The organism is Paeniroseomonas aquatica (genome assembly GCF_030409335.1).
GTDB lineage: Bacteria > Pseudomonadota > Alphaproteobacteria > Acetobacterales > Acetobacteraceae > Belnapia > Belnapia aquatica.
In genome coordinates, this window is the sequence record NZ_JAUFPN010000185.1 from 24,769 (window position 1) to 39,336 (window position 14,568).

Below are 14,568 nucleotides of genomic sequence, written 5' to 3' on the forward strand. Positions count from 1 at the left end.
ACACTGCGGCCGCCTACACATCCGCGTTGCCCTGCCGGAGGAAAGCCGGGACGCATGCGACGAGCCCGCATGGCGGCGCCGGCCGTGATCCATCGACCGCGGTCAACCAGGGTGATGCCGCATGGCCCACGGCACCGCCTGCACGGATACCGCGGCTGACCGGATCGGGAGCACGGAGCTGCCGGGTCTCGGCTTCGCCGACATGGGCGTGGCGGAGACGGCCGAGTGGATCGCCCGTCGCCCCGCGGATGCGCCCTTCGGCTCCGTGGTCACGCCCAATGCCGAGCACCTGGTCCGGCTGGCCAGGACGCCCGACCTGATGCGGGCCTGCCGGGGCCGTCATCGCGCATCATGTCCCGCCGCTCGGCTTCGGGCGGGACGAGGCCGCGTACCGGCGCACCGTCGACTTCGTGGTCGATCATCCCGCCCGCTTCTGCGTCTTCGCCTGCGGGATGCCGCGGGGCGATCTGCACGGCACCGCGCTCTGCGTCGGCTCGGCCCTGGAATTCCTCACCGAGGCGCAGCAGCGGGCGCCGGCCATGATGCAGCGGGCCGGGCTGGAATGGCTGCACCGCCCGTACCGGGAGCCACGGCGGCTCGGGGGCGGTGCCTGGTGCAGTCGCCGCCCATCCTCACCCTGCTGCTGCAGGAACGGGCCAGGCTGCGCCAGCGGCGGACGGGTCCCGCGCGCCCGTCCTGAGGCCACCACCCCGGCCGGTTTGACCCCCGCCGCCAGCGTGCAATGCTCCCCCCAGGGGAGGATGCCGATGCGCGAGACGCGGTGCGATGTGGTCGTGGCCGGTTGCGGCGTGGCCGGGCTGTCCGCCGCGGTCGCGGCGGCCGAGGCCGGTGCCCGGGTGGTCGTGCTGGAGCGGGCGCCGCAGGCCGAGCGCGGCGGCCAGAGCCGCTACACCGAAGCCTATCTCCGGATGAAGAGCGAGGCCGAGGTCACCGACGACTTCGAGACCCATCTCGCCGAGAACAGCAGCGGCCTCCTCGACCCCGACATCATCGCCGAGAGCGCCCGGCCGGTGGAGGGGCGCGCCGCCTATGCCGCCGCCATCTCGATGGCCGAGCCCGGCTTCATCGCCACCTTCGCCGACCAGGCCGGCCCGACCATCGCCTGGCTAAAGGGCTTCGGCCTGCGCTTCGACTTCCTGCCCACGCAATTCCTCACGAAATCCCAACCGCGGCTGCTGCCGGTCGGCGGCGGCCTCGCGCTGGTCGAGGGGCTGGCGGCGCGGGCCGCGGGGCTGGGCGTCGAGATCCGGTACGAGACGACGGCCGAGCGGCTCGAGCAGGACGCCGAGGGCCGCGTCACCGGCCTGCTGGCCCGCCACCGCACGGAGGGGCGGCTCACCCTGCGCGGCCGCGTGGTGCTCGCCTGCGGCGGCTTTGAGGGCAATGCCGAGATGCTGACGCGCTACCTCGGCCCCCGCGCCGCCTTCCTGCGCCCCATCTGCAAGGGCGGCCATTTCAACCGCGGCGAGGGCATCCGCATGGCGCTCGATATCGGCGCCGCCACCGCCGGCGATTTCGGCAGCTACCATGCCGAGCCGATTGACCCGCGCTCCGGCGTCCCGGAGCCCTCGGTCTTCGTCTTCCCCTACGGCGTGCTGGTGAACAAGGACGGCCGCCGCTTCACCGACGAGGCGCCGGGCACCGTCGATGCGCACTACGAAAGCGTCACCCGGCGGATCTTCGAGCAGCGCGACGGCATCGCCTACGTGGTGCTGGATGCGAGGCACCAGCGGGTGCCCAACGTCCGCCTCGCCATCCGCACCGACCGGCCGCCCATCGTCGCCGCCAGCCCGGAGGCGCTGGCGGCGCAGCTGGGCCTGCCGCCGGCGGCGCTGGCCGAGACCCTGCGGGGCTACAACGCCGCCTGCCGGCCCGGCGCCTGGAAGCCGCTCGAGCTCGACGGGCTGGCGACGGCGGGGCTCGACCCGCCGAAATCGAACTGGGCGCTGCCGGTCGACGAGCCGCCCTTCCACGCCTATCCGATCATGTCGGCCAATGTCTTCACCTTCGGCGGGCTGAAGGTGGACAGCGACGCCCGGGTGCTGGACGGCGACGGGAGGCCGATCGCCGGCCTCTATGCCGCCGGCGAGATCATCGGCACCTACTACCGCACCTATACCGGCGCGACCTCGGTGCTGAAGGGCCTGGTCTTCGGCCGGCTGGGGGGCGCCCATGCGGCGCGGCGCGACAATGCGGCCTGACCGCGCCCCGGCCCGAGGGGGGCGCTAGCCATGCGGATCTGGCACCAGAGCTTCAGCGACCTCGACCGCGCGCCGCTCTATCGCGCGACGCTGGCCCGCCATGCCGCGGCGGTGCTGCCGGGCGACGACGTGGTGCTGCACGGGCTGCGGCCCGGCACCTACGGCACCGACTTCGCCCCGATCCACGCCATCCGCCACCGCTACCTCGAATACCTGAACGAGGCGCAGGTCATCGAGGCGGCGCTGGCGGCCGAGCGTGCCGGCTACGACGCCTTCGCCCTCGGCTGCTTCTACGACCCGGCGCTGACGGCGGTGCGCTCGCTGGTGGATATCCCCTGCCTCGGCCTGTCGGAGACCTGCATGCTGGTCGCCTGCTCGCTCGGCCAGCGCTTCGGCCTGGTCTCGCTGGAGGCGAGCCAGCGCGCCCAGCACGAGGAGCAGGCCCGGGCCCATGGCCTGCGCGAGCGGCTGGCCGGCGTGGTCGCGATGCAGCCGCCGATCGACGAGTACAGCCTCGAGGGCGACGAGCAGGCCACCCTGCCGCTGCTGGACGGCTTCCACGCGGCCTGCGGCCGGCTGGTCGGGATGGGCGCCGAGGTCATCATCCCCGGCGACGGCTTCCTCAACGAATTCGTCTGGCGGCACGGGCTGCGCGCGAGCCATGGCGCGGTGGTGATGGACGCGCTGGGCACGCTGTTCCACCACGCCCGCTTCATGGTCGGCGCCCGGGCCGCGATCGGGCTGCAGGTCAGCCGCGCCGGCCGCTACGCCCGGCCACCCGCGGCGATGCTGGCCCAGGCCCGTGCCGCGGCGGGCGCCACCGCCATGACCGAGGACAGTTTTTCGGGCGACGCAGATCGCCGCTGAACAGTGGGAAGGATACCAAGCATGCGACGCGCATTCCTCATCATGGCGCTGCTGGCGGCCGGGCTGCCCGCCGCCGCGCAGACCCCGCCCGCTACCCGGCGGGAGGCGATCCGCATCGGTATCATGAGCGACCTCTCCGGCAGCTTCGCCGATGTCGCCGGGCCGGGCTCGGTGGTCGCGGCGCAGCTGGCGGCGCAGGATTTCGGCGGCCGCGCGGCGGGGCTGCCAGTGCAGATCATCTCGGGCGACCACCAGAACAAGGCCGACACCGGCTCCGCCATCGCCCGTCGCTGGTTCGACACGGATGGCGTCGATGCCATCGTCGACCTGCCGAATTCGGCGGTGGCGCTGGCGGTTGGCGAGGTCGCGCGGAACGCCAACCGCGTCGCCCTGGTGACGGCTGCGGTGTCGAGCCGCCTCTCCGGTGACCTCTGCTCGCCCAATACCATCCACTACTCGCTCGACACCTGGTCGATGTCGAACGTGCCGAGCCGGGCGCTGGTGCAGCAGGGCGGCAACAGCTGGTTCTACGTCACCGCCGACTACGCCTTCGGCCACGACCTCGAAAAGCAGTCGGGCGAGGCGGTGACGCGGGCCGGCGGGCGGGTGCTCGGCTCGGTCCGGCATCCGCTCGGCACCACCGACTTCTCCTCGGTGCTGCTGCAGGCGCAGGCCTCGCGCGCATCGGTGGTGGCGCTGTCGAACTCCCAGGCCGATTTCATCAACAGCATGAAGCAGGCCTCGGAATTCGGACTGTCTCGCCGTGGGCAGCGGGTGGTCGGGCTGGCGGTCTATATCTCGGACATCGTGTCGCTGGGCCTGGAGGCGACGCAGGATGCCGTCGTGGTCGGCAACTGGTACTGGGACCTGAACGAGGGCAGCCGCAGCTTCGGCCGCCGCTTCGCAGAACGCATGGGTGGCCGCATGCCGACCGACCTGCAGGCCAATGTCTATGCCGCCGTCACCCACTACCTGAAGGCCGTGGAGGCGCTGGGGCAATCGACCGATGGCCGCGCCGTCGTAGCGCGCATGAAGGCGACGCCGACCGACGACACGGTCTTCGGCCGGGGCGAGATCCGCGCCGATGGCCGCCGCATCAGCCCGGTCTACGTCTTCCAGGTCAAGAAGCCGGCGGAGTCCTCCGGCCGCTACGACGTCTACCGCCTGACCCGGGAGGTGCCGGTCGAGGACTCCTACCGGCCCGTCGCCCAGGGCGGCTGCCCGCTGGTGCCGCGCGGGGGCTGAGCCCGCCGCCCCTCAGGCCCGGATCATCGGGCAGCCCCCGTCCGCCAGGGGACGGAAGGCCTGCTCGGCCGCGACGGTCTCCACCAGCTTCAGGAGGTCGCCGGCGCCGCGGCTCTCCGCCGGCGTCTTCACCTGGAACAGGTGCACCGGGGCGATCATCTGCCCGTCCGCGCGGATCGTGCCGGCACCGTAGGCGTCGTCGTCGGTCGGCGTGCCCTTCATCGCGGCGACGGTGCGCTGGCCGGAGACCCTGGCCTCGGCCACGCCCATCGCCCGGACCGTCTTCAGGTAGTGCAACGTCGCCGCATAGGCGCCGGCATGCAGCGAGTTCGGCAGGATCGTCGGCCGTTCGAAGCGCCCCTTCACCCGGTTATAGAAGGCACGGGTGCGGTCGTTGAGGTCCCAATAGAAGCTCTCGGTCATCAGCAGCCCCTGGGCGAGCGGCAGGCCCATGGCGACGACGTCGGTGATCAGCGTGCCGAGCCCGGCGACCTTGGTGCCGCGCCGCGTGATGCCGAATTCCTGCGTCTGCTTCATGCAGTTGATGAGGTCGCCGCCGGAATGCGCGAGGGCGATGACCTTGGCCCGGCTCGACTGCGCCTGCAGCAGGAAGGAAGCGAAATCGGTCGTGCCCGGGAAGGGATGCCGGACCGCGCCCAGCACCTTGCCGCCGGCGGCGCGCACGAAGGTCGAGGCGTCCTCCTGCAGGGCATGGCCGAAGGCGTAGTCGGCGGTGACGAAGAACCAGGTGTCGCCGCCCGCCTTGGTCACCGCCGTCGCCGTCGCATGGCCCATGCTCCAGGTGTCGAGCGGACCGTGCACGAGGTTGGGCGAGCACTGCGCGCCGGTCAGCACCGAGGAGAGCGCGCCGGTGTTCAGGTGCACCTTGTCCTTCTCGCGCGCGACGGTGTTCGCGGCCAGGGCGACGGCGGTGTTGCCGACCTGCACCAGCGCATCGACGCCGCCGCGGTCGAACCATTCGCGCACGATGGCGCTGGCGACGTCGGGGCGGTTCTGGTGGTCGGCGGTGACGATCTCGACCTTCAGGCCGGGCGTCTCGGCCATGATCTCCGCGACCGCCTGCTGGACGCAGGCCGTGCCCGTCGGGCCTTCGACGTCGCGGTAGGTGCCGGACATGTCGGTGAGGGCACCGAGGCGGATCGTCCCGTCGGCGGACTGCGCCGCGCTGCGCCGTTGCGGCAGCAGCCCGACCAGGGGCACGGCGCCCAGCAGCATGCGGCGGTTCATGGTCATGGCGTAATTCCCCGAGGGCGGTCCCGGACCGCGGCTTGGGGCGTCTTCTAGACCGCGGAGCGCCGCGCCGCCAAGCGGCGGGGACCGCAGGCGCTCATCCGCCGCGCCGGCGCGACCGCATGACCGGCCGGACCAGGTGCGCGATGAAGTTGCGCAGCTCGGTCTGCCGCAGGGCAGGATCGGTGACCTGCCTGTCGAGGCCGAGCTGCCACGCCAGGTCGCGGCGGGAGGGCTCGCGGTGCAGCGCCTCGATGCGGTCGGCATGGTCGTCCAGGTCGCGCCGGTCGTGGGCGAGCCCCTGTCGCAGCAGGTCCTCGGCCTGGCGCCGCACCGCTGCCGCGACCTCGCCCAGCGTCAGCTCCGGGTGGTACTGCACGCCCCAGAACACGCCGCCTCCGTGCCGGATCTCGGCCGCCTGCACGGCGCTTACCGCGTTGCCGGCCAGCAGGACCGCCCCTTCGGGCAGCCGCTCCACCTCGTCGGTGTGGATCGCCGGGGCATCCCAGGCCGCCGGCCGGCCGGCAAGCAGCGGGTGGTCGCGTCCCGCCGCGGTCGCCACGATGCGGCGGGCGAAGGCGGCCTCGTGCCCGCGCCGGCTCTCCCGCACCGTGCCGCCCGCGGCCGCCACCGCCACCTGCAGCCCGGCGCAGGACCCGAAGGCGGGCGTGCCCGAGGCGAAGACGTCGCGCATGAAGGCAAGCTGGCGGCGGACCGCGGGCGTGTCGCGGTACACATGCAGCGGCGAGCCGGTGAGGAAGACCGCATCGTAGCCGGCCAGCGCGTCCCGCCCCGGCGCCTCCGCCCCTTCCTCCGACGGCCGGGCGAGGTCGCAGGCGGCGCCCGGGACGAGGGCCCGGAGGGTGTCGAGGTAGGTCTCGCCGCTGCTGCGCCCGACGCTGGCGCGGCGCTGCTCGCGCTGCTCAAGCGTCTCGCTCTCCGCCACCAGGAACCGGGGCCCGGCCCCCTCCGGGGGCGTCACGGCCGGGCCGGCGCGGGTGGCAGGGGCAGGGCGGGGCGCAGGGTGATGGTCATGGGGCTTCCAGGCGGTTTGCCGCTCATGGAGTGGGGTCGAAGCGACGCGGCGCAACCCGCAGCGCCGGCAAAGCTGCGTGGGGCATCGCCGCGGCCTGCCGGGCCGCCGGGATTTCCGCTAGACCGTGATCCGCGCTCCGGACGCGCGATCGCGCCCGAGGCACCCGGCCGGGAGTCTCCGGCGTTGGCGCATCTGGCAGCAGGGTCGGGAGGCGGGGATGTGCAACCTCTACAGCATCACCAAGGGTCAGCAGGCGATCCGCGAATTCACCAGGGCGATGACCGACCGGACGGGCAACCTGCCGCCGCTGCCCGGCGTCTATCCCGACTACGCGGCGCCGATCGTCCGCAACCGGCCGGAGGGCCGCGAGCTGGCCATGGCCCGCTGGGGCATGCCCTCGCCCGCCTTCGCGCTGAAGGGCCGCAAGACCGATCCCGGCGTCACCAATGTCCGCAACGCCCAGTCCCCGCACTGGCGCCGCTGGCTCGGGCCCGAGCACCGCTGCGTGGTGCCCTTCGGCAGCTTCGCCGAGCATGAGGTGCTGCCGGACGGCAGCCGCCCGCCGGTCTGGTTCGCCCGCGACGAGGGCCGGCCGCTGGCGGCCTTCGCCGGGATCTGGACCCGCTGGACCTCGGTGCGCAAGCTCAAGGAGGGCGAGACGACGAACGACCTCTTCGCCTTCCTGACCACCACGCCGAATGCCGAGGTGGCGGCGGTGCATCCCAAGGCCATGCCGGTCATCCTGACCACGCCGGAGGAGATCGACACCTGGCTCTCGGCCGGCACGGAGGAAGCGCTGGCGCTGCAGCGGCCGCTGGCCGATGGCGCGCTGGTCGTCGTCGCCCGGGGCGAGAAGCAGGACGGGGCGCCCGCCGCGTCCTGATGGGGGGAAGCGTGGCCGAGACCGACCCCGGACCGGAGGCGACGGACCAGGCGGCGGCGCGGCCGCGCAAGATCATCCACATCGACATGGATGCCTTCTATGCCTCGGTCGAGCAGCGCGACGACCCGGCGCTGCGCGGCCTGCCGGTCGCGGTCGGCGGCTCGCGCGAGCGCGGCGTGGTGGCGGCGGCCAGCTACGAGGCCCGGCGGTTCGGCGTCCGCTCGGCCATGCCCTCGGTGACCGCCCGGCGGAAATGCCCGGAGCTGGTCTTCGTGCCGCCGCGCTTCGAGGTCTACAAGGCGGTGTCGCTGCAGATCCGCGCCATCTTCGCCGCGCATACGCCGGTGATCGAGCCGCTCTCGCTGGACGAGGCCTATCTCGACGTCACCGAGAACATCCAGGGCATCGCCTCGGCGACCGAGATCGCCGAGCGGATCCGCGCCGAGATCAGGGCGGCGACCGGGCTGACCGCCTCGGCCGGGGTCTCCTACAACAAATTCCTGGCCAAGCTGGCCTCCGACCACCGCAAGCCCGACGGGCTCTTCGTCATCACGCCGCGGCTCGGCCCGGCCTTCGTCGAGGACCTGCCGGTCGGCCGCTTCCACGGCGTCGGCCCGGCGACCTCGGCCCGGATGGAGCGGCTCGGGATCCATACCGGGCGCGACCTGCGGGCGCGGAGCCTGGCCTTCCTGCAGCAGCATTTCGGCAAGGCCGGCGCCTACTACTACTGGATCGCCCGCGGCATCGACGAGCGCCCGGTACGGGCGGACCGGATCCGCAAGTCGGTCGGGGCGGAGAATACCTTCGCCGCCGACCTGGCCACGCCGGAGGCGGCGCGGGCGGCGCTGCAGCCGATCCTGGACAAGGTCTGGCGCTACTGCGAGGGCACCGGCATCCGCGGCCGCACCGTGACGCTCAAGGTCAAGTACGCCGACTTCAGCCAGGCCACCCGCAGCCGGACCGGCCTGGCGCCGGTGGCGAGCCGCGGCGAGCTGGAACGGCTGAGCTTCGCGCTGCTCGAGCCGGTCTTCCCGGTGCCGCGCGGCATCCGGCTGCTGGGCGTGACGCTGTCCTCGCTCAACGACGAGCCGGTGGCGGGCGAGGCGCAGCTGCGGCTGTCCCTCTGAGCAGCCTCCGACCTGATGGACTCATCGGACCGGAGATATCTGCTCGCGGGAACAGCAGGCCGGAGCGGGCTCCGTGAGCCGGTGCGGACGGAAACCGCCCTGGCCGCGCCGGGCGGGCGCGCTCAATGTGGCGCCAGCGGCCAGAAATAGGCGATGAGCGGCACCCCCGTCAGCAGCACCAGGATCGAGAGCGGCAGGCCGAGCCGCGTGTAGTCGCCGAAGCGGTAGCCGGCCGGCCCCATGACCAGCGTGTTGCACTGGTGCCCGATGGGGGTGAGGAAGTCGCTCGCGGCGCCGAGCGCCACCGCCATCAGGAAGGGATCGGGGCTGAGGCCGAGCTGCTTCGCCAGGGTCGCCGCGATCGGGCCCATCACCAGCACCGTCGCGGCGTTGTTCAGGAAGGGCGTCACCGCCATGGCGAGCAGCATGGTCACGCCCAGCGACACCAGCCCCGGCAGGCCGACGACGGCGCTGGTGAGCCAGCCCGCGAGCAGGTCGGTGCCGCCGGTGTGCTGGATCGCCCCGCTCACCGGGATCAGCGCCGCGAGCAGCACGACGACCGGCCAGTCGACGGATTCGTAGGCCTCGCGCGTGGTCATCACCTTCAGCGCCAGCAGCGCGACCACCGCCCCGAAGAAGGCGGTCGCCACCTTCAGCGCCCCCATCGCCACCAGCAGCATCGCCGCCGCCAGCACCGCGAGCGGGATCCAGGACCGCCTGCCGCGGCCGAGCGCCATGGCGCGCTCGGCCAGCGGCAGGATGCGCAGCTCCCCCAGCTTGTCCGGCATGGTGGCGGCCAGGCCGCGCAGCAGCACCACGTCGCCCGCCCGCAGCCGCATCTGGGCGATGCGGTCGCGCAATTGCTCCCGGCCGCGGCGGCTGACCGCCAGCAGCGAGAGGCCGTGGCGCGTCCGCAGGGTCATCGCGGCGGGGGTGCGCCCGACCAGCGGGCTCTCGCCGGTCACCACGCCTTCGACGACGCGCAGGTCGTCCTCGTCGGTGTCGGGGTTGTCGACCACCGGGCCCTCGCCGGCGAGCACCAGCCCGGCGCCCGCGACCAGCCGCTCCAGCTCCGCCGCCTCGCCGCGCAGCATCAGCCCCTCGCCCACCGCCAGGCGGTGCCCGCCGTCGGGCGGCCCGGCCGCCGCCTCCTCCACCACCGCCGCCACCCCGCCGCCGTCGGCGACCGGCCGCTCCTCGCCGCGGCGGGGCAGGAGGGCGGAGACCTGGACCTCGCCCTCGCCGAGGGCCTTCAGCTCGACGACCGTCATCCCCGCGGCCGTGGCCCCCGTGGGCACCCGGGCCTCGAGGGTGTACTGGCCGATGGTGAAGGCCGCCTCCATTGAGGAGGCGCCCTTGCGCCCGCCCGGCAGCAGGCGCCAGCCCACCATCAGGTACAGCAGGGTGACGACGCAGACCCCGAGCCCGACCGGCGCGTAGTCGAACATCCGGAAGGGCGTGCCGGTCAGCTCCTCGCGCACCCGGGACATGATGATGTTGGGCGCCGTGCCCACCAGCGTGACCACGCCGCCGACCATGGCCGCCGTCGCCATCGGCATCAGCAGCGCCGCCTGCGGCGTGCCGGTGCGGCGGGCGATCTGCAGCGCCACCGGCATCATGATGGCCAGCGCCCCGACGTTCTTGGTGACCATCGACAGCAGCATGGTCGCGCCCGCCAGCACCGGGACCTGCACCGCCACGGTCCGGAGCCGCGGCGTCACCGGCCGCATCAGCGTCTCCACCGCGCCCGACTTGGCGACGGCCTGGCTGATGATCAGCGCCGCCGCGACGATCACCACCACGTCGTCCGACAGGCCCTCGAAGGCCTTGTCGGCCGGGATCACGCCGATCAGCACCCCCGCCAGCAGCGCGCCGAGCGCCACCGCGTCATAGGCGAAACGTCCCCAAAGGAAGAAGCCGATGGTGGCGCCCATCAGCCCGAAGGCAAGGCCCTGGTCCAGTGTCATGTCGTGCGCTTCGATCTGTGTCGGGGAGGGCTGGTCGTCCGGCAGGCCCCGGGTGGGGCGGGCCGGAGCACAACCGGCGCGGTGACGGGGAGTTGCCTCCCTGGTTGAGTTTGCGCGAGGCGCTGCCCGCGCCGCAGGTTGCGGCGGGGCGGCCAGCGGCGTCACCGTGACGGATGCCGGCGGCGGCCCGCGCGGCGAGGTGGACGGCGCCGTGCTGGCGGGTGGCACCATCCTGCGCCTGCCGCCGCGCGGCTGAGCCTGGGCCCGAGGCCCCGGGATGCCCGGGTTGCGGCGATGTCATGCATCCTGGGGGCGGGGACCGGCGCTGAAGGCGGCGCCGGATCCCGACGCCGATCGCCGGCCATGCCCGGCCTGCCGATTTCCGGAAGGACCACCCGATGCGCGATGACTGCCACCCGCTGGTGACGGCCTGATGCTGGCGACGCTGGCCGCCTCCCCCTGGAGCACCTGGGGCATCGCCGCGGCGGCGACCGCCGGGGTGATCCTGCGCCCCTTCGGCTGGCCGGAATTCGTCTGGGCGGCGGCGGGGGCCATCCTGCTCGTGCTGCTCGGCCTGCTGCCCTGGCCCGAGGCGCTGGCCGGCGTCGCCCGCGGCACCGATGTCTACCTCTTCCTCGTCGGGATGATGCTGCTGGCCGAGTTGGCGCGGCAGGAGGGGCTGTTCGACTGGCTCGCCGCCCGGGCGGCGCGGCTGGCGAAGGGCTCGGCCACCCGGCTGTTCACCCTGGTCTTCGCGGTCGGCACGCTGGTCACCGCCTTCCTCTCGAACGACGCGACGGCGGTGGTGCTGACGCCGGCGGTCGCCGCGGTGGCGCGGGCGGCGAAGGCGCAGAATCCGCTGCCCTACCTGCTGGTCTGCGCCTTCATCGCCAATGCCGCGAGCTTCGTGCTGCCGATCTCGAACCCGGCCAACCTCGTCATCTACGGCCGCCAGATGCCGCCGCTGCTGGACTGGCTGCCGCGCTACGCGCTGCCCTCGCTGGCGGCGATCCTCGCCACCTATGCCGTGCTCTGGCTGACCCAGCGGCAGGCGCTGCGGGCGCCGGTCGCGACGGACATCGCGGTCCCCACGCTGTCGCCCGGCGGCCGGATGGCGGCCCTCGGCATCCTCGGCACCGCCGCGGTGCTGCTGACCGCCTCGGCGCTCGGCGCCGACCTCGGCCTGCCGACCTTCCTGGCCGGGCTCGCCGCCGCCGGGCTGGTGCTGCTGCGGTCGGACTGCGGTCCGCTGACGGTGCTGCGCGGCATCGCCTGGGGCGTGCTGCCGCTGGTCGCCGGGCTCTTCGTGCTGGTCGAGGCGCTGCAGCGCACCGGCGTCACCGCCGTGCTGGCCGGGCTGCTGCAGGACCTGGTGCGGCACTCGGTGACCGAGGCCACCTGGATCGCCGGCGGCGCCCTGGCGATCGGCACCAACCTCGTCAACAACCTGCCCGCCGGGCTGGTCGCCGGCCGCGTGGTGGAGCTGGCGCAGGTGCCGGAGCCGGTGCGCGCCGCGGTACTGATCGGCGTCGACCTCGGCCCGAACCTCTCGGTGACCGGCTCGCTGGCGACGATCCTCTGGCTGATCGCCCTGCGGCGCGAGGGCGTGGTGGTGACCGCCTGGCAATTCCTGAAGCTCGGCGCGCTGGTGATGCCGCCGGCGCTGATCCTGGCCATCGCCGCCGTCTTCCTTGGCGCCTGAGCCCACCCCCGCACCGAAGACCGGAGTGACCCCGATGACGGCTGCCACCGACGCCCGAACCATGCCCGGAGGCGGGCAGCCCTCGCCGCGCATCCGCCGCGGCCTGGATGCGCTGAACTTCTTCCTGGCCGATGTGCGGGACGGGCTCGGCCCCTACCTCGCGATCTACCTGCTGGCGGTGCGCGGGCCGGACCAGGGCTGGAACGAGGCGACCATCGGCCTAGTCATCACCCTCTCGGCGGTCGCCGGGCTGCTGTCGCAGACCCCGGCCGGGGCGCTGATCGACCGCAGCCGGCACAAGCGGGGCATCGTCATCGCCGCCGCGGTGGCGGTGACGGTGAGCTGCGTGGTGCTGCCCTTCATCGGCAATTTCTATGCGGTGGCCGCGACGCAGTCGCTGGCGGGCATCGCCGGCGCCATCTTCCCGCCGGCCCTAGCGGCGATCACCCTCGGCATCGTCGGGCCCCGCGCCTTCTCCCGCCGGGTCGGGCGGAACGAGGCCTTCAACCATGCCGGCAACGCGGCCTCGGCGGCGCTGGCGGCCGGCTCGGCCATCCTGTTCGGCCCGGTCGTCGTCTTCTGGATCATGGGGGCGCTGGCGGCCGCCAGCATCGCCGCCATGCTGCTGGTCCCGGCCGCGGCGATCGACGACGACATGGCGCGCGGGCTGGAGGACGCGCCCGACGGCAAGCCCGCCGGGGAGGAACCCTCGGCCTGGAAGGCGCTGCTGACCTGCAAGCCGCTGCTGATCTTCGCCGGGCTGATGGCGCTGTTCCACCTGGCCAATGCGGCGATGCTGCCGACCGTGGGCCAGAAGCTGACGCATATCGTCGGCAAGGACTACGCCACCTCGCTGATCGCCGGCTGCATCGTCGCCGCCCAATGCGTGATGGTGCCGGTCGCCATGCTGGTCGGCGCCAGGGCGGATGCCTGGGGGCGGAAGCCGATCTTCCTGGTGGCCTTCGGCGTGCTGGCGCTGCGCGGGCTGCTGTACACCTTCTTCGACAGCCCCTGGTGGCTGCTCGGCGTGCAGCTGCTGGACGGCGTCGGCGCCGGCATCTTCGGCGCCCTGTTCCCGGTGGTGGTGGCGGACCTGACGCGCGGCACCGGGCGCTTCAACGTCAGCCAGGGGGCGGTCGCCACCGCGCAGGGGCTGGGGGCGGCGCTGAGCGCGACGCTGGCCGGGACGGTGATCGTCGGCGCGGGATATTCCGCGGCCTTCCTGCTGATGGGCGGCATCGCCCTGGCCGGCTTCCTCGGCTACCTCCTGGCCATGCCGGAGACCGGGAGGACGGCGGGCGCCCGCGGCGGCCGGGGCCCCGGCACGGCGCTGCAGGCCGCGGGGGCCGCCGCCCCGGAGGGATGATGCCCGCCGCCGGGCGGCTCAGGCCTCGGCCTCGGCGATGCGCTGCAGCAGGGCGCGGTCGCGGAGGACGAGGCAGCCCTCCTCGGTGCCGAGGTGCCCGGCCCGGGTCCAGTCGCCGAGGTGCTTGTTGATGCTCTCGCGCGAGGCGCCGATCAGGCTGCCGATCTGCTGCTGCGAGAGCTTGATGGTGAGGCGGGTGCCGCCCGGGGTGGGGCGGCCGAAGGTATCGGCCAGCCGCAGCAGGCCGCGCGCCAGCCGCGAGGGCGCCTCCCGCAGCAGCGCATCCTCCAGCGTCTCGCTGGTCTGGCGCAGCCGCTGGCAGAGCACCGTCAGCAGCCGTGCCAGGGCTTCCGGGTTGCTGGTGAGGAAGGGCAGGAATTGCGCGCGCTCGATAACGAAGAGCTCGGTCTCCTCCAGCGCCACCGCATCGGCGGTGCGCGGCCGGCCGTCGAGCAGCGCGATCTCGCCGAACATGCCGCCCTGGTCGAGGATGTTCAGCACCAGCTCCCGCCCGTCGTTCGAGAAGGTGCAGATCTTCACCCGGCCGCGGATGATGGCCATCATGCTGGCGCCGGGATCGCCCTTCTGGAAGATCGTCGCGTGGCGCGGGTGGCGCATGATCTGGGCGGTGGCGGCGAGGCGCCGGAGGTCCTCCGGCCGCAGGTGCCGCAGCAGGGGATGCGCGGCGAGCACCGCGTCCCGGTGGCTTTCGGCAAGCGCCATCGCGCAACTCCTTGCAGGCAGGGCCGGCAAAGTGTCACGCGGGCATGGCGGGGATACAAGGGGATGACGAAAAGCGTGATATCCCGGGGCGGCAGGTTGAATGACTGCCGCCCCGGAGCGGTATCTTGGATGGTCACTGTCCGCCGACGGTGACGACCTGCTGGCCGGCGAAGGCGCCG

Annotated in this window: 11 protein-coding genes; 7 read left to right on the top strand and 4 right to left on the bottom strand. The window is 73.4% G+C overall.

Features of this window, described 5'->3' with window-relative positions; genetic code table 11:
* Positions 1-341 precede the first annotated feature (341 nt).
* From QWZ14_RS22345 to QWZ14_RS22355, 3 genes are read left to right on the top strand one after another with little or no spacing between them, the layout of a single operon-like run.
* A complete protein-coding gene (locus tag QWZ14_RS22345) occupies positions 342-2,222 on the top strand; it encodes an FAD-dependent oxidoreductase (protein WP_290319150.1) in 1,881 nt (626 codons plus the stop codon).
* A 30-nt stretch (positions 2,223-2,252) separates the two neighbouring features.
* Positions 2,253-3,089, top strand: coding sequence for an aspartate/glutamate racemase family protein (locus QWZ14_RS22350; protein WP_290319139.1), 837 nt, complete (start codon positions 2,253-2,255; stop codon positions 3,087-3,089).
* Between the two features lie 21 nt (positions 3,090-3,110).
* Positions 3,111-4,334, top strand: a complete 1,224-nt coding sequence (locus tag QWZ14_RS22355; RefSeq protein WP_290319140.1) for an ABC transporter substrate-binding protein — start codon at positions 3,111-3,113, stop codon at positions 4,332-4,334.
* 12 nt (positions 4,335-4,346) lie between these two features.
* Here the strand turns inward: QWZ14_RS22355 and QWZ14_RS22360 are convergent, their stop codons facing one another.
* Both QWZ14_RS22360 and QWZ14_RS22365 read right to left on the bottom strand, forming a co-directional pair.
* A complete protein-coding gene (locus QWZ14_RS22360) occupies positions 4,347-5,588 on the bottom strand; it encodes an ABC transporter substrate-binding protein (protein WP_290319141.1) in 1,242 nt (413 codons plus the stop codon).
* Between the two features lie 94 nt (positions 5,589-5,682).
* Positions 5,683-6,567, bottom strand: a complete 885-nt coding sequence (locus QWZ14_RS22365) for a type 1 glutamine amidotransferase (protein ID WP_290319142.1) — start codon at positions 6,565-6,567, stop codon at positions 5,683-5,685.
* A gap of 271 nt (positions 6,568-6,838) precedes the next feature.
* On the opposite strand from QWZ14_RS22365, the gene QWZ14_RS22370 reads away from it, so the two are divergent.
* Positions 6,839-7,504, top strand: coding sequence for an SOS response-associated peptidase (locus QWZ14_RS22370; RefSeq protein WP_290319143.1), 666 nt, complete (start codon positions 6,839-6,841; stop codon positions 7,502-7,504).
* A gap of 86 nt (positions 7,505-7,590) precedes the next feature.
* Positions 7,591-8,631: a DNA polymerase IV gene (gene dinB, locus QWZ14_RS22375; protein WP_377754672.1), complete on the top strand. Its 1,041-nt coding sequence runs from the start codon at positions 7,591-7,593 to the stop codon at positions 8,629-8,631.
* Positions 8,632-8,753: 122 nt separating this feature from the next.
* On the opposite strand, the gene QWZ14_RS22380 is transcribed toward dinB, so the two are convergent.
* Positions 8,754-10,598, bottom strand: coding sequence for an SLC13 family permease (locus tag QWZ14_RS22380; protein ID WP_290319145.1), 1,845 nt, complete (start codon positions 10,596-10,598; stop codon positions 8,754-8,756).
* Between the two features lie 433 nt (positions 10,599-11,031).
* Between QWZ14_RS22380 and QWZ14_RS22385 the strand changes: the two genes are divergently transcribed.
* A complete protein-coding gene (locus QWZ14_RS22385) occupies positions 11,032-12,300 on the top strand; it encodes an arsenic transporter (protein WP_290319146.1) in 1,269 nt (422 codons plus the stop codon).
* Between the two features lie 34 nt (positions 12,301-12,334).
* The gene (locus QWZ14_RS22390; RefSeq protein ID WP_290319148.1) at positions 12,335-13,666 is read left to right on the top strand and encodes an MFS transporter; all 1,332 of its coding nucleotides are present in this window, start codon (positions 12,335-12,337) and stop codon (positions 13,664-13,666) included.
* An 18-nt stretch (positions 13,667-13,684) separates the two neighbouring features.
* Here the strand turns inward: QWZ14_RS22390 and QWZ14_RS22395 are convergent, their stop codons facing one another.
* Positions 13,685-14,389, bottom strand: coding sequence for a Crp/Fnr family transcriptional regulator (locus QWZ14_RS22395; protein ID WP_290319149.1), 705 nt, complete (start codon positions 14,387-14,389; stop codon positions 13,685-13,687).
* Between the last annotated feature and the right edge of the window lie 179 nt (positions 14,390-14,568).